Annotated in this window: 20 protein-coding genes, 1 tRNA gene and 1 pseudogene; all 22 read left to right on the top strand. The window is 68.3% G+C overall.

Annotated elements, in window-relative coordinates:
- The first annotated feature begins 150 nt into the window (after positions 1–150).
- Positions 151–223, top strand: a tRNA-Trp gene (locus O7553_RS24125).
- Positions 224–357: 134 nt separating this feature from the next.
- Complete coding sequence (gene secE, locus O7553_RS24120) at positions 358–747, top strand: preprotein translocase subunit SecE (protein ID WP_281551902.1); 390 nt, start codon at positions 358–360, stop codon at positions 745–747.
- A 23-nt stretch (positions 748–770) separates the two neighbouring features.
- The gene (gene nusG, locus O7553_RS24115; protein ID WP_281551901.1) at positions 771–1592 is read left to right on the top strand and encodes a transcription termination/antitermination protein NusG; all 822 of its coding nucleotides are present in this window, start codon (positions 771–773) and stop codon (positions 1590–1592) included.
- Between the two features lie 238 nt (positions 1593–1830).
- Positions 1831–2262, top strand: coding sequence for a 50S ribosomal protein L11 (gene rplK, locus O7553_RS24110; protein ID WP_281551900.1), 432 nt, complete (start codon positions 1831–1833; stop codon positions 2260–2262).
- 92 nt (positions 2263–2354) lie between these two features.
- Complete coding sequence (gene rplA, locus O7553_RS24105) at positions 2355–3071, top strand: 50S ribosomal protein L1 (protein WP_281551899.1); 717 nt, start codon at positions 2355–2357, stop codon at positions 3069–3071.
- Between the two features lie 334 nt (positions 3072–3405).
- Positions 3406–3948, top strand: a complete 543-nt coding sequence (gene rplJ / locus O7553_RS24100) for a 50S ribosomal protein L10 (protein ID WP_281551898.1) — start codon at positions 3406–3408, stop codon at positions 3946–3948.
- A gap of 46 nt (positions 3949–3994) precedes the next feature.
- On the top strand, positions 3995–4381 hold the full coding sequence (rplL, locus tag O7553_RS24095) for a 50S ribosomal protein L7/L12 (protein WP_123606157.1): 387 nt from the start codon (positions 3995–3997) through the stop codon (positions 4379–4381).
- Between the two features lie 571 nt (positions 4382–4952).
- The gene (locus O7553_RS24090) at positions 4953–8384 is read left to right on the top strand and encodes a DNA-directed RNA polymerase subunit beta (RefSeq protein ID WP_278173667.1); all 3432 of its coding nucleotides are present in this window, start codon (positions 4953–4955) and stop codon (positions 8382–8384) included.
- An 86-nt stretch (positions 8385–8470) separates the two neighbouring features.
- Positions 8471–12358 carry a DNA-directed RNA polymerase subunit beta' gene (locus tag O7553_RS24085; RefSeq protein WP_281551897.1) on the top strand — a complete coding sequence of 1296 codons (3888 nt, stop codon included), beginning with the start codon at positions 8471–8473 and terminating at the stop codon, positions 12356–12358.
- 82 nt (positions 12359–12440) lie between these two features.
- Entirely contained in the window at positions 12441–12806 is a 366-nt protein-coding gene (locus O7553_RS24080; protein WP_281551896.1) for a hypothetical protein, read from the top strand.
- Between the two features lie 213 nt (positions 12807–13019).
- Positions 13020–13394 carry a hypothetical protein gene (locus O7553_RS24075; RefSeq protein ID WP_281555729.1) on the top strand — a complete coding sequence of 125 codons (375 nt, stop codon included), beginning with the start codon at positions 13020–13022 and terminating at the stop codon, positions 13392–13394.
- A gap of 483 nt (positions 13395–13877) precedes the next feature.
- Positions 13878–14252 carry a 30S ribosomal protein S12 gene (rpsL, locus tag O7553_RS24070; RefSeq protein WP_123606153.1) on the top strand — a complete coding sequence of 125 codons (375 nt, stop codon included), beginning with the start codon at positions 13878–13880 and terminating at the stop codon, positions 14250–14252.
- A 1-nt stretch (position 14253) separates the two neighbouring features.
- Positions 14254–14724 (top strand): 30S ribosomal protein S7, encoded by a 471-nt coding sequence (gene rpsG, locus O7553_RS24065; RefSeq protein ID WP_278112081.1) that lies wholly within the window; start codon positions 14254–14256, stop codon positions 14722–14724.
- Between the two features lie 67 nt (positions 14725–14791).
- Positions 14792–16888, top strand: coding sequence for an elongation factor G (gene fusA, locus O7553_RS24060; protein WP_281551895.1), 2097 nt, complete (start codon positions 14792–14794; stop codon positions 16886–16888).
- Positions 16889–17075: 187 nt separating this feature from the next.
- On the top strand, positions 17076–18269 hold the full coding sequence (tuf, locus tag O7553_RS24055; RefSeq protein WP_281551894.1) for an elongation factor Tu: 1194 nt from the start codon (positions 17076–17078) through the stop codon (positions 18267–18269).
- Between the two features lie 402 nt (positions 18270–18671).
- The gene (gene rpsJ, locus O7553_RS24050) at positions 18672–18980 is read left to right on the top strand and encodes a 30S ribosomal protein S10 (RefSeq protein ID WP_007073037.1); all 309 of its coding nucleotides are present in this window, start codon (positions 18672–18674) and stop codon (positions 18978–18980) included.
- Between the two features lie 10 nt (positions 18981–18990).
- The gene (gene rplC / locus O7553_RS24045) at positions 18991–19656 is read left to right on the top strand and encodes a 50S ribosomal protein L3 (protein ID WP_281551893.1); all 666 of its coding nucleotides are present in this window, start codon (positions 18991–18993) and stop codon (positions 19654–19656) included.
- Positions 19653–20312, top strand: a complete 660-nt coding sequence (gene rplD / locus O7553_RS24040; protein ID WP_281551892.1) for a 50S ribosomal protein L4 — start codon at positions 19653–19655, stop codon at positions 20310–20312. Before rplC ends, rplD begins: the two co-directional genes overlap by 4 nt.
- The gene (gene rplW / locus O7553_RS24035) at positions 20309–20611 is read left to right on the top strand and encodes a 50S ribosomal protein L23 (protein ID WP_278173680.1); all 303 of its coding nucleotides are present in this window, start codon (positions 20309–20311) and stop codon (positions 20609–20611) included. The genes rplD and rplW overlap by 4 nt, the downstream gene beginning before the upstream one ends.
- A 12-nt stretch (positions 20612–20623) precedes the next feature.
- Positions 20624–21463 carry a 50S ribosomal protein L2 gene (rplB, locus tag O7553_RS24030; RefSeq protein WP_281551891.1) on the top strand — a complete coding sequence of 280 codons (840 nt, stop codon included), beginning with the start codon at positions 20624–20626 and terminating at the stop codon, positions 21461–21463.
- Between the two features lie 17 nt (positions 21464–21480).
- Entirely contained in the window at positions 21481–21762 is a 282-nt protein-coding gene (gene rpsS, locus O7553_RS24025; RefSeq protein ID WP_123606145.1) for a 30S ribosomal protein S19, read from the top strand.
- 37 nt (positions 21763–21799) lie between these two features.
- Positions 21800–22255: pseudogene (gene rplV / locus O7553_RS24020) on the top strand (50S ribosomal protein L22); the annotation flags it as partial.
- Positions 22256–22330 lie beyond the last annotated feature (75 nt).

The following is a 22330-nucleotide window of genomic DNA, read 5'->3' as shown; positions in this document are numbered from 1 at the left end:
GTGGTACCGGCCCGGGTACGCGCGGTGCCGGTACCGGTTGGGAAAGTGGTGGCTCTACCCGTACACTGGTCCGCCGTGGGGCCTGTGACCCCTGTTCAGTCCTGCGTGGCCGTGCGCCCCGCGGGGTTGGGTGGGGTTGCCGACCCGCACAGGGGTGTAGCTCAATTGGCAGAGCAGCGGTCTCCAAAACCGCAGGCTGCAGGTTCAAGTCCTGTCACCCCTGCGCCCAAGGCCTGACCGACCCGGTGGGTCGGCTGCCGTCCCCGTTGGCGGCCGTCCCGCAAGGGGAATGGCCGACGTGCACGACGCAGCGCGTCTGACCTGGCGCGCGACCCGACCACCGCGACGGAGGGCGAGATGGCCGAGAGGAACCGGCGTGGCGATGACGCCGCGGACGACCGCCCCGAGGACGAGTCGATCGACGAGACGTCGGTCGAGGACGAGGTCGACGACGACGAGCCGGCGGCACGGGGTGGCACGGCCACCCGGAGCAGGGCCAAGGCGGAGTCGTCCGAGGGGCGACCTAAGGCGAAGGCCGAGGCCGGGGTGGGGTTTTTCGGGCGGATCATCCGGTTCGTCCGCGAAGTGGTCGCCGAGCTGCGTAAGGTCATCTGGCCGACTCGTAAGGAGTTGCTGACCTACACCGCCGTGGTGGTCGTGTTCATCGCGGTCATGCTGACCATCGTGGCCGGGCTGGACTTCGTGTTCGCCAAAGGTGTGCTGTGGGTATTCGGCAACCCCAGCTGATTTTGTGACGGAAGTGAGCAAGCGTGCCTGAGTACGACGAGACCGCCAGCGTCACCGACGACCAGTCGACGGTGGCCACGGCGGCGGCTGATGAGTCGGTTGAGGCCGCCAGCGCACCACCGGTCCCCGCTGCCGGGGCGGACGAGCCCCCGGCCGACGCCAACGGCTCCGCCGTCGGGCCAGACAGTCCGGACAGTCCGGACAGTTCTGCGGCCGACGTCGCCGAACCCGTCGCCGTGGCCGACGACGAGGAGTTCGACCCGGTCGCCGAGCTGCGGCAGAAGCTGCGCTACGCGCCAGGTGACTGGTACGTGGTGCACTCGTACGCCGGCTACGAGAACAAGGTCAAGACCAACCTCGAGACCCGGATCACCAGCCTCGACATGGAGGAGTACATCTTCCAGGTCGAGGTGCCGACCCGGGAGGAGGTCGAGGTCAAGAACGGCAAGCGGCTCCAGGTGCAGAACAAGGTCTTCCCCGGCTACATCCTGGTCCGGATGGACCTCACCCCGGAGTCGTACTCCTGCGTGCGTAACACCCCGGGCGTCACCGGCTTCGTCGGGGCGACCGACCGGGCCGACCGGCCGGCGCCGTTGTCGCTCAACGAGGTGCTCAAGTGGCTCGTCCCGGCGGTGACGGCCGAGCCCAAGAAGGCCAAGCCCGAGGTCAAGGTGCTGGACTTCGAGGTCGGCGACTCGGTCACCGTTACCGACGGCGCGTTCGCCTCGTTGCCGGCCACGATCAGCGAGATCAACGCCGACCAGCAGAAGCTGAAGGTGCTGGTGTCGATCTTCGGCCGGGAGACCCCGGTGGAGCTGAACTTCAACCAGGTCGCCAAGATCTGACTCCGGCACAGCCGGGCCTGCGGTTCTCCGCGCCTGCGTAACCCCTGCGGCACACCGACGGCGGCAACCCCAGCTGGGCTGCCGCCGTCAGCTGCGCTAACCTAGAACGTCGGCCCTGGGCCGCGCCTGACCGTGCGCGCGTGTCGAGGGCTCGCCAGCCCGTGCCGGACGACGGCCAGTCGCCGGTGACGTCCCGCAGATCCGGTGCGGAACACCAGATCAAGCCCCAGGAAGTGACATGCCTCCGAAGAAGAAGCTCGTCAAGACGTTCACGCTGCAGTTGCCGGCGGGTCAGGCCACCCCGGCACCGCCGGTCGGTCCGGCGCTGGGTCAGCACGGCGTGAACATCATGGAGTTCTGCAAGACGTACAACGCGCAGACCGAATCCCAGCGGGGCGACATCGTGCCCGCTGAGATCAGCGTGTACGAGGACCGGTCCTTCACCTTCGTGCTGAAGACCCCGCCCGCTGCCCGGCTGCTGCTCAAGGCCGCCGGGATCCAGAAGGGCTCGGGTGTGCCGCACACCACCAAGGTCGGCCAGGTGACCACCGCCCAGCTGCGGGAGATCGCCGAGAAGAAGATGGCCGACCTCAACGCGAACAGCATCGAGCAGGCGGAGAAGATCATCACCGGGACCGCCCGGTCGATGGGCATCACCGTCAAGGAGTGACCGTCCCGACCCGCGACTGCGGGTCGGAGCCGACCGACGTGGGAGGGCGCGCGCACGGCGTCGCCCGCCAGTGACCACAGGAGCCAGAGACAATGCAGCGCAGCAAGAACTACCGCAAGGCCACCGAGCAGATCGACCGGACGAAGCTGTACGCCCCGGCCGAGGCGGTGAAGTTGGCCAAGGAGACGAGCTCGTCGAAGTTCGACGCCACGGTCGAGGTCGCGATGCGCCTCGGCATCGACCCGCGCAAGGCGGACCAGATGGTCCGCGGCACGGTCAACCTGCCGCACGGTACGGGCAAGACGGCCCGAGTGATCGTCTTCGCCGCTGGGGCGAAGGCGGAGGAGGCCGTCGCCGCCGGCGCGGACGAGGTCGGCACCGATGAGCTGGTTGCCCGGATTCAGGGCGGCTGGCTGGACTTCGACGCGGCGATCGCCACCCCGGACCAGATGGCGAAGATCGGCCGGATCGCGCGGATCCTGGGCCCGCGCGGCCTGATGCCGAACCCGAAGACCGGTACGGTCACCATGGACGTGACCAAGGCCGTCTCGGACATCAAGGGCGGCAAGATCGCCTTCCGGGTGGACAAGCACTCCAACCTGCACCTGATCATCGGGAAGGCCTCGTTCGGCGAGGCCCAGCTGATCGACAACTACGCGGCCGTACTCGACGAGGTGCTGCGGGCCAAGCCGTCCGCGGCCAAGGGCAAGTACCTCAGGAAGGTCGTGCTGACCACCACCATGGGGCCGGGCGTACCGGTGGACCCGAACGTGGTCAAGGACCTGCACGAGGCGACCAGCGAAGGCTGAGCGGTCCAGATCGACTGACGGTGGGGGCGGGGTCCGGCGGACCCCGCCCCCACCGCCGTGCCGGGCGAATTTGGTGCCTGCCGCTGTGGTGCCGTACGCTTGCCCTATCCACACCCAAAGACCGCTGGTCACCGTGCCTCGGCACGGTTGAAGGTCCCGTTTTCACGGGCGGCCCGCGCAGGGGCGGAACGGACGATGAGTCATCGCCGTCGGCTGACGGCTGTCTCGCCCCGTGCGCCCTGCGCCCGGGGCGTTTTTCGTGGGCGCGGGATCTTCCCGGCCGGCCGGCCATCCGCCGGCCGACCGCCAGCCTGGAGCACCAGAGAGGAGGGACATGGCGGACAAGCCGGTTCGTGCCGACAAGGCGACTGCGGTCGCCGACCTGACCGAACGGTTCCGTGAATCGGGTGCCACGGTGCTCACCGAGTACCGGGGTCTCACCGTCGCCCAGCTGACCCAGCTGCGCCGTTCGCTGGGGCAGAGCGCGACCTACTCGGTGGCGAAGAACACCCTGGCCAAGCGGGCCGCGTCGGACGCGGGTATCGACGGACTCGACGCGCTGTTCACCGGTCCTACCGCGCTCACCTTCGTCTCCGGCGACGTGGTCGAGGCCGCGAAGGGCCTGCGCGACTTCGCCAAGGCCAACCCGATGCTGGTCATCAAGGGCGGGGTCTTCGAGGGGCGCGCGATCACCGCGACCGAGGTCAACAAGTTGGCCGACCTCGAGTCCCGCGAGGTGCTGCTGGCCAAGCTGGCCGGTGGCATGAAGGCGAACCTGAGCAAGGCCGCGGCCGTGCTGCAGGCCCCGCTGTCGAAGACCGCCCGCCTGGCGGCAGCGCTGCAGGACAAGCGCGAATCCGAGGGTACGCAGGCCTGACCCGCCAGCGCCCCGTCAACGTACTCAATTCGAAAGGAAGCCGACCATGGCGAAGCTCAGCACCGACGAGCTGCTCGACGCGTTCAAGGAGATGACGCTGATCGAGCTCTCGGAGTTCGTGAAGCAGTTCGAGGAGACCTTCGACGTGACCGCCGCCGCGCCGGTGGCCGTCGCGGCCGCTGGTGGCCCGGCCGCCGCACCGGCCGAGGCCGAGCCGGAGAAGGACGAGTTCGACGTCATCCTCGACGCGGACGGTGGCAAGAAGATTCAGGTCATCAAGGTGGTCCGGGAGCTGACCGGCCTCGGCCTCAAGGAGGCCAAGGACCTGGTCGAGGCCGCGCCGAAGGCGGTCCTGGAGAAGGCCAACAAGGAGACCGCCGACAAGGCCAAGGCCAAGCTGGAGGCGGAGGGCGCCAAGGTCACCCTCAAGTGACCTGACCCACACCGAGGTTGGTTGCGGGCGGCGATCCCCCACGGGGGTTGCCGCCCGTTTCCGTTCGCACACCCGGTGCGACTGCCCGATGATCAGGGCATTTCGCCCTTGGCCGGGTCGACGGGCTGCCCGGTCGGCCGGCAACCGGCTGACGTAGTGGGCGATCTCCCCGTACGACAGGCCTTGACGCGGCACGGACCGGCAGGCACGCTGACTACAGCAAGCTGTTTCATGGGCTTGCGACGGCCAAAGCTGGGTAATGGCACCAGCAGCGGGTCGCCGGATCGGGAGACCGGTCAGGGTCCCGGTGTTCGCCAGCCCCCACCAGGCTCCGTGGGAACGCCGCGTTCCGAGCGGTACGGAGGCACCGGTCCCGGTCGCCCCGACCAGCTCCGCGACGTCCTTCGGCGTCGGGCTGGACAGCGGTTAGCCGCTCGGCTACACTGCTAGTTTGCGCTGCCTTCCGACTTGCCTCGCGCCCGGAATGTCCGATCCTGGATATTTTGACCGAGGTTCTTTGGAGTGCGCGCGAAACAGCCGTCTGCAGCACCGGTCCTCGGAAGGACGCATCTTGGCAGCTTCCCGCCCTGCGAAGACCAGTCGTACGTCGAGCGCTTTCGCTCCTCGCCGAATCTCATTCGGCCGGATCACCGAACACCTCGAGGTCCCCAACCTTCTCTCCATCCAGACCGAGTCGTTCGACTGGCTGGTGGGCAACGAGGCTTGGCAGGGCCGGTCGGCTGACGACCCGCACGCACGATCCGGCCTCGCGGAGATCCTCGACGAGATCAGTCCCATTGAGGACTTTTCCGGCACCATGTCGCTCTCCTTCTCCAGCCCGCGCTTCGACGAGGTCAAGGCCTCGATCGAGGAGTGCAAGGAGAAGGACCTGACCTACTGCGCGCCGCTCTTCGTCACTGCGGAATTCACCAACAACACCACCGGCGAGATCAAGAGCCAGACGGTGTTCATGGGTGACTTCCCGATGATGACGCCCAAGGGCACCTTCATCATCAACGGCACCGAGCGCGTGGTGGTCAGCCAGCTCGTCCGGTCCCCGGGCGTGTACTTCGACAAGCAGCCGGACAAGACCTCCGACCGCGACCTGTCCAGCGTCAAGGTGATCCCTAGCCGGGGTGCCTGGCTGGAGTTCGACATCGACAAGCGCGACACCGTCGGTGTCCGCATCGACCGTAAGCGGCGTCAGGCCGTCACCGTCCTGCTCAAGGCCATCGGTTGGTCCGCCGACCGAATCCGGGAGCGGTTCGGCTGGTCCGAGCTGATGATGACCACCCTGGAGAAGGACCACATCGCCGGGGTGGACGAGGCGCTGCTCGACATCTACCGCAAGCTCCGTCCCGGTGAGCCGCCGACCCGCGAGAACGCGCAGACGCTGCTCGACAACCTGTTCTTCAACCCCAAGCGGTACGACGTCGCCAAGGTCGGCCGGTACAAGTTCAACAAGAAGCTCAACCTCGACGTCCCGATCAACTCCGGGACGCTCACCGAGGACGACATCGTCGCCACCGTCGAGTACCTCTGCCGGCTGCACGCCGGTGAGGAGGGCTACGAAGCCGACGACATCGACCACTTCGGCAACCGGCGGCTGCGTACCGTCGGCGAGCTGATCCAGAACCAGGTACGGGTCGGCCTGTCCCGGATGGAGCGGGTCGTCCGTGAGCGGATGACCACGCAGGATGTCGAGGCCATCACGCCGCAGACCCTGATCAACATCCGCCCGGTGGTGGCGGCGATCAAGGAGTTCTTCGGCACCTCTCAGCTGTCCCAGTTCATGGACCAGACCAACCCGCTGGCCGGGTTGACCCACCGCCGGCGGCTCAGCGCGCTCGGCCCGGGTGGTCTGTCCCGGGAGCGGGCCGGCTTCGAGGTCCGTGACGTGCACCCGTCGCACTACGGCCGGATGTGCCCGATCGAGACCCCGGAAGGCCCGAACATCGGTCTGATCGGGGCGTTGTCCACCTTCGGGCGGGTCAACCCGTTCGGCTTCATCGAGACCCCGTACCGCAAGGTCATCGACGGCCGGGTCACCGACCAGATCGACTACCTGACCGCGGACGAGGAGGACCGGTTCGTCAAGGCGCAGGCCAACGCGCCGCTGATGGCCGACGGCACCTTCGCCGAGGACCGGGTCCTGGTCCGACGCAAGGGCGGTGAGGTCGACTTCGTCCCGCCGGCCGCCGTCGACTACATGGACGTCTCACCGCGGCAGATGGTCTCCGTCGCCACCGCGATGATTCCGTTCCTGGAGCACGACGACGCCAACCGGGCGCTGATGGGCGCCAACATGCAGCGCCAGGCGGTGCCGCTGGTCAAGGCGGAGTCCCCGCTGGTCGGCACCGGCATGGAGTACCGTGCTGCGGTCGACGCCGGCGACGTGGTGATCGCCGAGTCCGGCGGCGTGGTCGAGGACCTGTGCGCCGACTACGTCACCGTGCACCAGGACGACGGCCACCGTCGGACGTACCTGCTGCACAAGTTCCGTCGCTCCAACGCCGGCTCCTGCGTCAACCAGAAGCCGACCGTCTTCGAGGGCGACCGGGTCGAGGCCGGCCAGGTCATCGCGGACGGCCCGTGCACCGACGACGGCGAGATGGCCCTCGGCCGCAACCTGCTCGTGGCGTTCATGCCGTGGGAGGGTTACAACTACGAGGACGCCATCATCCTGTCCCAGCGGCTGGTGCAGCAGGACGTGCTCACCTCGATCCACATCGAGGAGCACGAGGTCGACGCCCGGGACACCAAGCTCGGCCCGGAGGAGATCACCCGCGACATCCCGAACGTCAGCGAGGAGATGCTCGCCGACCTCGACGAGCGCGGCATCATCCGGATCGGCGCCGAGGTGGTTCCCGGTGACATCCTGGTCGGTAAGGTCACCCCGAAGGGTGAGACCGAGCTGACCCCGGAGGAGCGGCTGCTGCGGGCGATCTTCGGCGAGAAGGCCCGGGAGGTCCGGGACACCTCGCTGAAGGTGCCGCACGGCGAGACCGGCACGGTGATCGGCGTACGGACCTTCTCCCGCGACGACGGCGACGAGTTGCCGCCCGGCGTCAACGAGCTGGTCCGGGTCTACGTCGCGCAGAAGCGGAAGATCCAGGACGGTGACAAGCTCGCCGGCCGGCACGGCAACAAGGGCGTCATCTCCAAGATCCTGCCGGTCGAGGACATGCCGTTCCTCTCCGACGGCACCCCGGTCGACATCGTGCTCAACCCGCTCGGTGTGCCGGGCCGGATGAACATCGGCCAGATCCTGGAGACCCACCTCGGGTGGGTGGCCAAGACCGGGTGGAAGGTCGAGGGCGACGACGCCGAGTGGAAGGCCGCGCTGCGTGCCATCGGCTCGGACGACGCCGAGCCGGACACCAACGTCGCGACCCCGGTCTTCGACGGTGTCCGCGAGGAGGAGATCACCGGCCTACTGGGCAGCACCCTGCCCAACCGGGACGGCGTGCAGCTGATCGGCAGCTCGGGCAAGGCCCAGCTGTTCGACGGGCGCTCCGGTGAGCCGTTGCCGGACGCGATCGCGGTCGGCTACATCTACATCCTCAAGCTCAACCACCTGGTGGACGACAAGATCCACGCGCGGTCGACCGGCCCGTACTCCATGATCACCCAGCAGCCGCTCGGCGGTAAGGCGCAGTTCGGCGGCCAGCGCTTCGGTGAGATGGAGTGCTGGGCGATGCAGGCCTACGGCGCCGCCTACGCCCTGCAGGAGCTGCTCACCATCAAGTCGGACGACGTCCTGGGCCGGGTCAAGGTCTACGAGGCGATCGTCAAGGGCGAGAACATCCCCGAGCCGGGCATCCCGGAGTCGTTCAAGGTGCTGCTCAAGGAGCTGCAGTCGCTGTGCCTCAACGTCGAGGTGCTGTCCAGCGACGGCGTGGCCCTGGAGATGCGCGAGACCGACGACGAGGTGTTCCGGGCCGCGGAGGAACTCGGTATCGACCTGTCCCGGCGGGAGCCGAGCTCGGTCGAGGAAGTGTGAGGCGCGGTCGGCGGCCCTGACCCCAGGGCCGCCGACCGGGGCCCCGTGAACCAGCAGTAGCGACGACGACATAGGGGACACGAAACGTGCTCGACGTCAACTTCTTCGACGAGTTGCGCATCGGTCTCGCCACCGCCGACGACATTCGTCAGTGGTCCCACGGCGAGGTCAAGAAGCCCGAGACGATCAACTACCGCACCCTCAAGCCGGAGAAGGACGGGCTCTTCTGCGAGAAGATCTTCGGCCCGCAGCGGGACTGGGAGTGCTACTGCGGCAAGTACAAGCGCGTCCGCTTCAAGGGCATCATCTGTGAGCGGTGCGGCGTCGAGGTGACCCGATCCAAGGTCCGTCGTGAGCGGATGGGGCACATCGAGCTCGCCGCCCCGGTCACCCACATCTGGTACTTCAAGGGCGTCCCGAGCCGGCTCGGCTACCTGCTCGACCTGGCGCCGAAGGACCTGGAAAAGATCATCTACTTCGCGTCGTACGTTGTGACCGGGGTCGACGCCGAGGCGCGCCACCGCGACATGTCGACGATCGAGAACGAGATCTTCGCGGAGAAGCGCCAGTCGGAGAACAGCCGCGACTCGGAGATCGAGAAGCGGGCCGCCAAGCTGGAGGCCGACCTGGCCGAGCTGGAGGCCGAGGGCGCCAAGGCCGACGTACGCCGCAAGGTCAAGGAGTCCGGCGAGCGGGAGATGCGCCAGATCCGCGACCGGGCGCAGCGGGAGATCGACCGGCTCGACGAGGTGCTGGACACCTTCCGCAAGCTGGAGCCGAAGCAGCTGGTCACCGACGAGCTGCTGTACCGGGAGCTGCGCGACCGGTTCGGTGAGTACTTCACCGGCGGGATGGGCGCCGAGGCGATCAAGACCCTGCTGCAGCACATGGACCTGGACGCCGAGGCGGACAACCTGCGGGAGATCATCCGCAGCGGCAAGGGCCAGCGCAAGATCCGGGCCTTGAAGCGGCTCAAGGTGGTCGCCGCGTTCCTCAGCACCCGGAACTCGCCCGGGGGCATGGTCCTGGACTGCGTACCGGTGATCCCGCCGGACCTGCGCCCGATGGTGCAGCTCGACGGTGGCCGGTTCGCCACCAGCGACCTCAACGACCTGTACCGCCGGGTGATCAACCGGAACAACCGGCTCAAGCGGCTGATCGACCTGGGCGCACCCGAGATCATCGTCAACAACGAGAAGCGGATGCTGCAGGAGGCCGTCGACGCGTTGTTCGACAACGGTCGTCGCGGCCGGCCGGTCACCGGCCCGGGTAACCGTCCGCTGAAGTCGCTGTCCGACATGCTCAAGGGCAAGCAGGGCCGGTTCCGGCAGAACCTGCTCGGCAAGCGGGTCGACTACTCCGGCCGGTCGGTCATCGTCGTCGGTCCCAAGCTGAAGCTGCACCAGTGCGGTCTGCCCAAGCAGATGGCGCTCGAGCTGTTCAAGCCGTTCGTCATGAAGCGGCTGGTCGACCTCAACCACGCGCAGAACATCAAGTCCGCCAAGCGGATGGTCGAGCGGCAGCGGCCGGTGGTGTGGGACGTGCTCGAAGAGGTCATCTCCGAGCACCCGGTGCTGCTCAACCGGGCACCGACCCTGCACCGGCTGGGCATCCAGGCGTTCGAGCCGCAGCTGGTCGAGGGCAAGGCGATCCAGATCCACCCGTTGGTCTGCACCGCCTTCAACGCCGACTTCGACGGTGACCAGATGGCGGTGCACGTACCGCTGTCGGCCGAGGCGCAGGCCGAGGCCCGGATCCTGATGCTGTCGTCGAACAACATTCTCAAGCCGTCCGACGGCAAGCCGGTGACCATGCCGACCCAGGACATGATCATCGGGCTGTACCACCTCACCCACCGGACCGAGGGCCTGATCGGGGAGGGCCGGGTGTTCAGCTCGGACGCCGAGGCCCGGATGGCGTTCGACAACGGCGAACTGCACCTGCAGTCGCCGGTCCGGATCCGGCTGCACGGCGTGGTCGAGGTCGACAACGGCGCCGGCGCGTCGCGTTGGGTAGCACCCGAGGAGTGGCAGCCGGGTACGCCGCTGATCGTCGACACCACCCTCGGTCGGGTGCTGTTCAACGAGGTCATGCCGGTCGGCTACCGGTTCGTCAACTACGAGGTCCGCAAGAGCCAGCTGTCGGCGATCGTCAACGACCTGGCCGAGCGGTTCCCGAAGGTGGCCCTCGCCGCGACCCTGGACGGGCTCAAGGAGGCCGGCTACCACTGGGCCACCTGGTCCGGTGTGACCATCGGCATGCAGGACGTCGTCGCACCGCCGCACAAGCAGGAGACCCTGGAGCGGTACGAGGCGGAGGCCGCCCGGATCGACAAGCAGTACCAGCGTGGTCTGATGACCGGCGAAGAGCGGCGCGGCGAGCTGATCGAGATCTGGACCAAGGCGACCAACGAGATCGCCAAGGACCTGGAGACCTCGCTGCCGCACGAGAACCCGCTGTGGAAGATGATCCACTCGGGTGCTCGAGGCAACCTGCTGCAGCTGCGCCAGATCGCGGCGATCCGTGGCCTGGTGGCCAACCCGAAGGGCGAGATCATTCCGCGGCCGATCAAGTCGAGCTACCGGGAGGGTCTGTCGGTACTGGAGTACTTCATCTCCACCCACGGTGCCCGTAAGGGTCTCGCCGACACCGCCCTGCGGACCGCCGACTCCGGTTACCTGACCCGTCGACTGGTCGACGTGTCGCAGGACGTCATCATCCGCGAGGAGGACTGCGGCACCGACCGGGCGATCACCATGCAGGTCGGTGAGCGGCTCGACGGCAAGCTGGTGGTGCACGAATTCGCCGAGACCGGCGTGCACGCCCGGACCCTCGCCGAGGACATCAAGGGCGCCGACGGCGAGGTCGTGGTCGAGCGCGGCGCGGACCTCAACTCGATCCTGGTGGACAAGCTGGTCGCCGCCGGGGTGGAGAACGTGCGGGTACGCAGCGTGCTCACCTGCGAGTCCAAGCTGGGCGTCTGCGGTGCCTGCTACGGGCGTTCCCTGCCCACCGGCAAGACGGTGGACATCGGCGAGGCGGTCGGCATCATCGCCGCCCAGTCGATCGGTGAGCCGGGCACCCAGCTGACGATGCGGACCTTCCACACCGGTGGTGTCGCCGGTGAGGACATCACCCAGGGTCTGCCCCGGGTGCAGGAGATCTTTGAAGCCCGGGTGCCGAAGGGCAAGGCGCCGATCGCCGACACCCCGGGCCGGGTGCGGATCGAGGACGGCGAACGGTCCCGGAAGATCGTCGTCATCCCGGACGACGGCAGCGACGAGATCGTCCACGACAAGGTCTCCAAGCGGGTCCGGCTGCGGGTGCACGACGGTGACCACGTCACCGTCGGCGAGAAGCTCACCGAGGGCACCATCGATCCGCACGAACTGCTGCGGATCCTCGGCCCGCGGGCGGTCCAGGTCCACCTGACCCAGGAGGTCCAGGAGGTCTACCGCTCGCAGGGTGTGCTGATCCACGACAAGCACATCGAGATCATCATCCGGCAGATGCTCAAGCGGGTGACGGTCATCGACTCCGGCGGCACCGAACTGCTGCCCGGTGTGCTCGTCGACCGCGCGGTCTTCGAGTCGGAGAACCGCCGGCTCGTCTCCGAAGGCGGCGAGCCCGCCGCCGGTCGGCCGATGCTCATGGGTATCACCAAGGCGTCGCTGGCCACCGACTCCTGGCTCTCGGCGGCCTCCTTCCAGGAGACCACCCGGGTGCTGACCGACGCGGCGATCAACGCCCGCAGCGACTCGCTGATCGGCCTCAAGGAGAACGTGATCATCGGTAAGCTCATCCCGGCCGGTACCGGCATCAGCAAGTACCGCAACATCCGGGTCGAGCCAACCGAGGAAGCGAAGGCGAAGGTCTACTCGATGACCGGCTACCCGGAGACCGACTACGGGTTCGGGCCGGCCAGCGGGCAGGCCGTACCGCTGGACGACTTCGATTTCGGTTCCTACCGCTGATCAGCGGCAGGTACGACTGTCCGGGCGCCTGTCCCACCGCGACCGCGGTGGGACAGGCGCCTTCAGCTTGTAGGCTGGCACCGTGCAGGTGACCCCGGTGCCCCAGGCCGCGCACCCGACGCCACGGCATCCGGCGGACCCCGACCCGGTGCGGTCCACCAAGGCCGGAGCCGTCTTCGCGCTCGGGTTGGTCGCGGCGCTCACCGGGCTGCTGGTCGGCGGCGTGGTGCCGGCCGTGGTGGCGCTGCTGCTGGCCAACCAGGCACGCCGGGAGGCGTACTCGTCGCGGGGTTACCTGACCGGGACGGGCTGGCTGCGCCGCGGCGAACGGCTGGCCTGGACGGGCCTGCTCCTCGCCGTCGTGACGCTGACCCTGGCGCTGGTACTCGGCATCTTCGACTGGGCCACCGGTCCGGTCGGACAGGACTTCGACCCCGGCATCGACTGACCGCTGCGGCACCCGGTCGGCCCGGGCGACCGGGTCGAGTCACCGGCTGGTCACGGACGACCGGCTGGGCCGGTCGCAGGACGAGGAGGAGCGCAGGTGACCCAGTTCCCGGGGTACGGGACCGCAACGTCGCCGGCCGGGCCGCCGCCCGGTGCCCGACCGGTGGCCCCGCCACCGCCGGAGGGACGGCTGTCGCCACGGCGGGTGGAGCCGGTGCCCGGCACGAGTTTCGGGCTGGTGCACCTGGAGGTACCGCCGGTGGTGTCCGGCCTGGCGGTGACGTCGTTGATCGCCGGGGTCATCTCGGTGCTGGTGTCGTTCACCGTCGGCTGCCTGGGCATGGCCGGCGCAGACGGCGGCTGGGGCGGTTGGGCTGCCGGGGCGTTCACCCTGCTCGGTGTCGCCTTCGGGGCCGCAGCCGTCGGTCTGGGCCTGCTCGGGCTGCGCCAGGTCCGGCAGACCGCGCCACCGCCGGCGGTGCGGTTCACCGGCCGCGGTCTGGCGATCGCCGGGATCAGTTGCGGCGGGGTGGGGCTGGCGGTGACCCTGTTCAGCTTCGCCGTCGCGCTCCTGCTGGTCGCCGCCTGACCATCGGTAGGAGCATCCGGCTGGGGCCAGTACGCCGCCCGCCGGGCCGGCACCCGGGCGAACCGGTACACTTGGTGATCGGAGCGGTCCGCTGCGGGCGGAGCAGACAGACGGCCGATCCGAGTCCGGGGTTCGGGTTCCGAGATTGCGAAGCCGGGGTCAGGAGTTCGGTGCCGCCGTTTTGACCTGCGCGCGCGTGGTGGGTACTCTACCCTCTTGTGCCCGGCCTGCCCGGGCAAGTCGTGCGTGCGCCCGATCCGGGCCGGCGGCCCGATCTGGGTCGATGGTCAACGGGCAGCGCAACGGCGAAGTGCAGATTCCGGTGGTTGACAGCTGACGGCCGGGTCCGCGTGCGGGCGACACGCCCGACCGCGGGTGTCGGTGCCCTGTCGGGTGGCCGGTCGGAGTGTAGGAGAGTCGGCCTGCGGGGCGGCTGAGGAAAAGTGCGGCCGCCCGTGCGGCCGGAGGGAGCAAAGGAACCCGGTGCCAACGATCCAGCAGCTGGTCCGCAAGGGCCGCCAGGACAAGACGAGCAAGACCAAGACGCCGGCGCTCAAGGGCAGCCCGCAGCGTCGTGGCGTGTGCACCCGTGTGTACACCACCACCCCCAAGAAGCCGAACTCCGCGCTGCGCAAGGTCGCTCGGGTGAAGCTGAGCAGCCAGATCGAGGTGACCGCCTACATCCCCGGCGTCGGCCACAACCTGCAGGAGCACTCCATCGTGCTGGTGCGCGGCGGCCGGGTAAAGGACCTCCCGGGCGTCCGCTACAAGATCGTCCGCGGTTCGCTGGACACCCAGGGTGTCCGCAACCGCAAGCAGGCTCGCAGCCGCTACGGCGCGAAGAAGGAGAAGAGCTGAGATGCCGCGTAAGGGCCCTGCTCCGCGTCGTCCCCTGGTCGCGGACCCGGTGTACAACTCCCCGCTGGTGACCCAGCTGGTCAACAAGATCCTGCTGCGGGGCAAGCGTCAGCTCGCCGAGCGGATCGTCTACGGCGCCCTGGAGGGCTGCCGGGAGAAGTCCGGCACCGACCCGGTCGTCACCCTCAAGCGCGCCATGGACAACGTGAAGCCGACCCTGGAGGTCCGCAGCCGCCGGGTCGGTGGCGCGACGTACCAGGTGCCGGTCGAGGTCCGCCCGTCCCGGGCGACCACCCTCGGGCTGCGCTGGCTGGTCCAGTACTCCAAGGCCCGCCGGGAGAAGACGATGATCGAGCGGCTGATGAACGAGCTGCTGGACGCGAGCAACGGTCTCGGCGCGGCGGTCAAGCGCCGCGAGGACACCCACAAGATGGCGGAGTCCAACAAGGCCTTCGCTCACTACCGCTGGTAGGCCGCTGTCATGCCCGCCGGCATAGCCGCGCAGACACAGTCGACGACGAGACGAAGTAGGGATTGAAGTGGCCGCCGTAGACGCGCTCGCCAAGGTACGCAACATCGGCATCATGGCGCACATCGATGCCGGTAAGACCACGACCACTGAGCGGATCCTGTTCTACACCGGTATCACGTACAAGATCGGTGAGGTCCACGAGGGCGCTGCCGTCATGGACTGGATGGAACAGGAGCAGGAGCGGGGCATCACCATCACCTCCGCCGCCACCAAGTGTGAGTGGAAGGGCCACACGATCCAGATCATCGACACGCCGGGCCACGTCGACTTCACGGTAGAGGTCGAGCGGTCGTTGCGGGTGCTCGATGGGGCGGTCGCAGTCTACGACGGCGTGGCCGGCGTGGAGCCGCAGACCGAGAACGTGTGGCGGCAGGCGGACAAGTACAAGGTCCCCCGGATGTGCTTCGTCAACAAGCTCGACCGGACCGGGGCCGACTTCTTCCGCTGCGTGCAGATGATGGTCGACCGGCTCAACGCCACCCCGCTGGTGCTGCAGATCCCGATCGGCCTCGAGAGCGGCCACATCGGTGTCGTCGACCTGGTCGAGATGCGGGCGCTCACCTGGCGTGGCGAGACGATGAAGGGTGAGGACTACGCGGTCGAGGAGATCCCGGCCGACCTCACCGACTCGGCCGCCGAGTGGCGGGAGAAGCTGCTGGAGACCCTCGCCGACGTGGACGACTCCATCATGGAGAAGTACCTCGAGGGTGAGGAGTTGTCGGTCGAGGAGATCAAGGCGGCGATCCGCCGGGCCACCCTCGCCGACAAGGGCAACCCGGTGCTGTGCGGTTCGGCGTTCAAGAACAAGGGCGTCCAGCCGATGCTGGACGCGGTGGTCGACTACCTGCCGTCGCCGCTGGACGTGCCGGCGATCGAGGGCACCGCGACGGACGGCGAGACCCCGATGCTGCGGAAGCCGTCGACGACGGAGCCGTTCTCCGGCCTCGCGTTCAAGATCCAGACCGACCGGCACCTCGGTAAGTTGACCTACGTACGGGTCTACTCCGGCACGCTGGACTCCGGGTCCCAGGTGATCAACTCCACCAAGGACCGCAAGGAGCGGATCGGCAAGATCTACCAGATGCACGCGAACAAGCGTGAGGAGCGGGCGACCGCGATCGCCGGCGACATCATCGCCGTCCAGGGCCTGAAGCAGACCACCACCGGCGACACCCTGTCCGACCCGGCGAACCCGGTCATCCTGGAGTCGATGACGTTCCCGGAGCCGGTCATCGAGGTGGCGATCGAGCCCAAGACAAAGGCCGACCAGGAGAAGCTCTCCACCGCTATCCAGCGGCTGGCCGAGGAGGACCCGACCTTCCGCGTCAAGAACGACGAGGAGACCGGGCAGACGGTCATCGCCGGCATGGGCGAGCTGCACCTGGACATCCTGGTCGACCGGATGCGCCGCGAGTTCAACGTCGAGGCCAACATCGGCAAGCCGCAGGTGGCGTACCGGGAGACCATCCGCCGGAAGGTGGAGAAGGTCGAGTACACCCACAAGAAGCAGACCGGTGGGTCCGGCCAGTACGCCCGGGTGATCATCAGTCTCGAGCCGCTGCCGCTGGACAACGAGGCGCCGACCTACGAGTTCGCCAACGCGGTGACCGGTGGCCGGGTGCCGCGGGAGTTCATCCCGTCGGTCGACGCCGGTGCCCAGGACGCCATGCAGTACGGCATCCTCGCCGGCTTCCCGCTGGTCGGGGTCAAGCTGACCCTGGTCGACGGGCAGTACCACGAGGTCGACTCGTCCGAGATGGCGTTCAAGATCGCCGGCTCGATGGCGCTCAAGGAGGCCGCCCGTCGGGCGGACCCTGCGCTGCTCGAGCCGATGATGGCCGTTGAGGTCACCTCTCCCGAGGAGAACATGGGTGACGTCATCGGCGACCTCAACTCCCGGCGTGGCATCATCCAGGCGATGGAGGAGCGCGGCGGAGCCCGCGTCGTCCGTGCCCTGGTGCCACTGTCGGAGATGTTCGGCTACGTCGGCGACCTGCGGTCGAAGACCCAGGGCCGGGCGAGCTACAGCATGCAGTTCGACTCCTACGCCGAAGTGCCGCAGAGCGTGGCGAAGGAGATCATCGCGAAGGCGACGGGCGAGTAACGGGTCGGGGAGCTGACCCTCCCCGGCCCGTCTCGGGCGAGCTGCATACCGGGCCTGAAGGCGTGACCGCCGCAAGACCCGAGCACTTCCCGGTCGCCGACACCGGACCGGAAAGGCTGTCGACAGAGTCCTAAGCGCCGAACGGCGCGCCGGGCGTACGAACCAAGAAGTCCACAGGAGGACACCAGTGGCGAAGGCGAAGTTCGAGCGGACTAAGCCGCACGTCAACATCGGCACCATTGGTCACATCGACCACGGTAAGACGACGCTGACGGCGGCCATCACCAAGGTCCTGCACGACAGGATGCCGGACCTCAACCCGTACACGCCGTTCGACGAGATCGACAAGGCGCCGGAGGAGAAGGCCCGCGGCATCACGATCTCGATCGCGCACGTCGAGTACCAGACCGAGGCGCGGCACTACGCGCACGTCGACTGCCCCGGGCACGCCGACTACATCAAGAACATGATCACCGGTGCCGCGCAGATGGACGGCGCGATCCTGGTGGTCGCGGCGACCGACGGCCCGATGCCGCAGACCCGCGAGCACGTGCTGCTGGCCCGTCAGGTCGGCGTCCCGTACATCGTCGTGGCGCTCAACAAGAGCGACATGGTCGACGACGAGGAGCTGCTCGAGCTGGTCGAGCTCGAGGTCCGTGAGTTGCTGTCGGCCCAGGAGTACCCGGGCGACGACCTGCCGGTGGTTCGGGTCTCCGCGCTGAAGGCGCTGGAGGGCGACGAGGAGTGGTCCGACAAGCTCATGGAGCTGATGAACGCGGTCGACACCGCGATCCCGCAGCCCGAGCGGGAGACCGAGAAGCCGTTCCTGATGCCGATCGAGGACGTCTTCACGATCACCGGTCGGGGCACCGTGGTGACCGGTCGCGCCGAGCGTGGCGTGCTCAAGCCGAACGAGGAGGTGGAGATCGTCGGCATCCGCGAGAAGTCGATGAAGACCACCTGCACCGGTATCGAGATGTTCCGCAAGCTGCTCGACGAGGCGCGGGCCGGTGAGAACGTCGGTCTGCTGCTGCGTGGTATCAAGCGCGAGGACGTCGAGCGCGGCATGGTGGTCATCAAGCCGGGTACCACCACCCCGCACACGGAGTTCGAGGCGACGGTCTACATCCTCTCCAAGGAGGAGGGTGGCCGGCACACCCCGTTCTTCCAGAACTACCGTCCGCAGTTCTACTTCCGGACCACCGACGTGACCGGTGTGGTCACGCTGCCGGAGGGCACCGAGATGGTCATGCCCGGTGACAACACCTCGATGAGCGTGAAGCTGATCCAGCCGATCGCCATGGAGGAGAACCTGAAGTTCGCGATTCGGGAGGGTGGCCGCACCGTCGGCGCCGGCCGGGTCACCAAGATCATCAAGTGAACTGGTAGCCCGATTGGCCTTGCCGTACCTCGGTACGGCATACTAGTCAGGTTGCGTCCGCGTAGGGTGGCTGGCTGCCCGGCAGTCAGCCACCCTCGCACGGCGTCCGGGGCAGATCTGCCGCGGCACCCGCACTGTTCGGCAGCGCACGGCTTTCGCCGTGTCGTCGACCGGGGTGCCGCCGGCCTGGCCCGGTGCCCAAGACCTCAGCGGTGGGGATCGTCTCCGCGTGGGGCCAGATCGCTCCGGAGTCCCGGGGCGGAGCCTGGTCAGCGGTTGCGACACGCCCGACCGCGGGGGTCGGACACCGAAATGAAACGGCAGCGCCGGGGTCCGACCGGCGGCATCCGCTCCGGCGAGCGGGCTCCATTGCGGGCGGAGAGAGAAGGAACAGAAGCCACCATGGCGGGACAAAAGATCCGCATCCGGCTCAAGGCCTATGACCACGAGGTCGTGGACTCCTCGGCGCGGAAGATCGTCGAGACGGTGACGCGCACCGGCGCTCAGGTCGCAGGCCCGGTGCCGCTGCCCACTGAGATCAACCGTTTCTGCGTCATCCGTTCGCCGCACAAGTACAAGGACTCGCGCGAGCACTTCGAGATGCGCACGCACAAGCGTCTGATCGACATCATCGACCCGACTCCGAAGACGGTCGATTCGCTGATGCGCCTCGACCTGCCGGCTGGCGTCGACATCGAGATCAAGCTGTAGGGACCGGACAATGGACAGGCAAGTGAAGGGCATCCTGGGCGCCAAGCTCGGCATGACCCAGGTCTGGGACAACAACCGGGTCGTCCCGGTGACGGTGGTGCAGGCCGGCCCGTGCGTGGTGACCCAGGTGCGGACCGCCGACAAGGACGGTTACTCCGCGGTCCAGCTCGCGTTCGGCGCGGTCGACCCGCGCAAGGTGAACAAGCCGGAATCCGGTCACTTCGCCAAGTCCGGCGTGGCGCCGCGGCGGCACCTGGTCGAGCTGCGCACCACGGACGCCAGCGAGTACGAGCTGGGTCAGGAGATCACCGTCGAGGCCTTCGAGCCGGGTGCCCGGATCGACGTCACCGGCCGGACCAAGGGCAAGGGATTCGCCGGTGTCATGAAGCGGCACGGCTTCCACGGCCTGCGGGCCAGCCACGGTGTCGAGCGTAAGCACCGCTCGCCCGGCTCGATCGGCGCCTGCGCGACCCCGGGACGCGTCTTCAAGGGCGTCAAGATGGCCGGCCGCATGGGCAGCGTGCGCTACACCGTGCAGAACCTCACCGTGCAGGCGGTCGACCCGGACAGCAACCTGCTGCTCGTCAAGGGCGCCATCCCGGGTCCGGCCGGCGCGCTGATCCTGGTCCGCAGCGCGGCGAAGGCGCAGGCGAAGAAGGGCGGTGCCGCCAAATGACGACCGTTGACGTCATCAACCCCGAGGGTGCCAAGAGCGGCACCGTCGACCTGCCGGGCGAGGTCTTCGACGTACAGGCCAACATCGCCCTGATGCACCAGGTCGTGGTCGCCCAGCTCGCCGCCGCGCGGCAGGGCACCCACAAGACCAAGACCCGTGGCGAGGTCGCCGGCGGCGGCAAGAAGCCGTACAAGCAGAAGGGCACCGGCCGCGCCCGGCAGGGCTCGATCCGCGCGCCGCAGTTCGCCGGCGGTGGCGTGGTGCACGGCCCGGTCCCGCGCGACTACAGCCAGCGGACCCCCAAGAAGATGAAGGCCGCCGCGCTGCGCGGTGCCCTCTCCGACCGGGCGCGCTCCGGGCAGCTGCACGTCGTGGAGGCGTTCGTCACCGGTGAGCAGCCGTCGACCAAGAGTGCGCTGGCCACGCTGCGCAAGGTCAGCTCCGCCAAGCGGGTGCTGGTCGTGCTCAGCGCGACCGACGAGCTCAACTGGCTGTCGCTGCGCAACCTGCGCAACAGCACGCCGCTGGTGCACCTCATCGAAGTGGGTCAGCTCAACACGTACGACGTGCTGGTCGCCGACGACGTGGTCTTCACCAAGGGAGCTCTCGACGAGTTCCTCGGTGTTCCGGCGCAGACCGAGGAGGGCGACAAGTGAGCACGATTGCCGACCCGCGCGACATCATCGTGGCGCCGGTGGTCTCGGAGAAGAGCTACGCCGAGCTCAACCGGAACTGGTACACGTTCCTGGTCCACCCGGACGCCAACAAGACCCAGATCAAGATCGCGATCCAGCAGATCTTCGACGTCCGCGTGCTGACCGTGAACACGCTCAACCGCGAGGGCAAGCGCAAGCGCACCCGGACCGGCTTCGGTCAGCGTAAGGCGACCAAGCGGGCGATGGTGAAGCTGGCCGACGGTGACCGTATCGAGGCCTTCGGCGGCCCGGTCAGCTGAGGGGTGTAGACAATGCCAATCCGTAAGTACAAGCCGACGACGCCGGGCCGCCGTGGTTCGTCCGTCGCCGACTTCGCCGAGATCACCCGGTCCACACCGGAGAAGTCGTTGCTGGTGCCGCTGCCCAAGAAGGGCGGTCGGAACACGCACGGCCGGATCACCGCCCGGCACCACGGCGGTGGACACAAGCGCCAGTACCGGCTGATCGACTTCAAGCGGGTCGACAAGGACGGCGTACCGGCCAAGGTCGCGCACATCGAGTACGACCCGAACCGGACCGCCCGGATCGCGCTGCTGCACTACGCCGACGGCGAGAAGCGCTACATCATCGCGCCGAAGGACCTGAAGCAGGGCGACGCCGTTGAGTCCGGCCCCGGCGCCGACATCAAGCCCGGCAACAACCTGCCGCTGCGCAACATCCCGGTCGGTTCCACCATCCATGGTGTGGAGCTGCGACCGGGTGGCGGTGCCAAGCTGGCCCGCTCGGCCGGCACCGGCATCCAGCTGCTCGGCCGGGAGGGTGCCTACGCGACGCTGCGGATGCCCTCCGGCGAGATCCGCCGGGTCGACGTGCGCTGCCGGGCCACCATCGGTGAGATCGGCAACGCCGACCAGTCAAACATCAACTGGGGCAAGGCGGGCCGCATGCGGTGGAAGGGCAAGCGCCCGACCGTCCGTGGCGTCGCGATGAACCCGGTCGACCACCCGCACGGTGGTGGTGAGGGCAAGACCTCCGGTGGTCGCCACCCGGTGAACCCGAAGGGCAAGCCGGAGGGCCGGACCCGTCGTAAGGGCCAGCCGAGTGACCGGCTGATCGTCCGCCGCCGCTACGCCACCCGCAAGCGCGGCTAGAAGGAGTCTGGTAGCACATGCCTCGCAGCCTGAAGAAGGGCCCGTTCGTCGACGACCACCTGATGAAGAAGGTGGAGACGCAGAACGACAAGGGCTCCAAGAACGTCATCAAGACCTGGTCGCGGCGCTCGACGATCACCCCGGAGATGCTCGGGCACACGATCGCCGTGCACGACGGGCGCAAGCACGTCCCGGTGTTCATCACCGAGTCGATGGTCGGGCACAAGCTCGGCGAGTTTGCCCTGACCCGCACCTTCAAGGGTCACGAGAAGGACGACCGCAAGAGCCGTCGGCGCTGAGTCGCGGGCACGGATAGAGGATCAAGGGGTTACAGCGATGCCAGTGAAGGGCGACGCTCCGGTGCTTCCGGGCGCGCGGGCGGTTGCGCGGTACGTGCGCATCTCGCCGATGAAGGCGCGTCGGGTGGTCGACCTCGTCCGCGGTCTGCCCGCGAAGGAGGCACTCACCGTCCTGCAGTTCGCGCCGCAGGCCGCCAGTGAGCAGGTGTACAAGGTCCTGGCCAGCGCGATCGCCAACGCCGAGAACAACGAGCAGCTGGACCCCGACGCGCTGCTGGTCAGCGAGGCGTTCGTGGACGAGGGTCCGACGCTGAAGCGGTTCCGGCCGCGGGCGCAGGGCCGGGCGTACCGGATTCGCAAGCGGACCTGCCACATCACCATCGCGGTGGAGGCCGTCGCCGCGGCGAAGCCGACGCGGCGGGCGACCAAGGCGCAGCCGGCGAAGGCCGCGAAGCAGGCCCAGCCGGCCGAGGCGGCGACGACCGACGCGCAGCCGGCGGCCGTGGAGCAGACCGAGAGCACGGCGCAGGGCGGCGCGACCGCGAACGAGCCGGCCGGCGGCAAGCAG

Source organism: Solwaraspora sp. WMMA2059 (genome assembly GCF_027497315.1).
Lineage (GTDB): Bacteria > Actinomycetota > Actinomycetes > Mycobacteriales > Micromonosporaceae > Micromonospora_E.
This window is presented reverse-complemented; position numbering and strand designations above follow the sequence as displayed.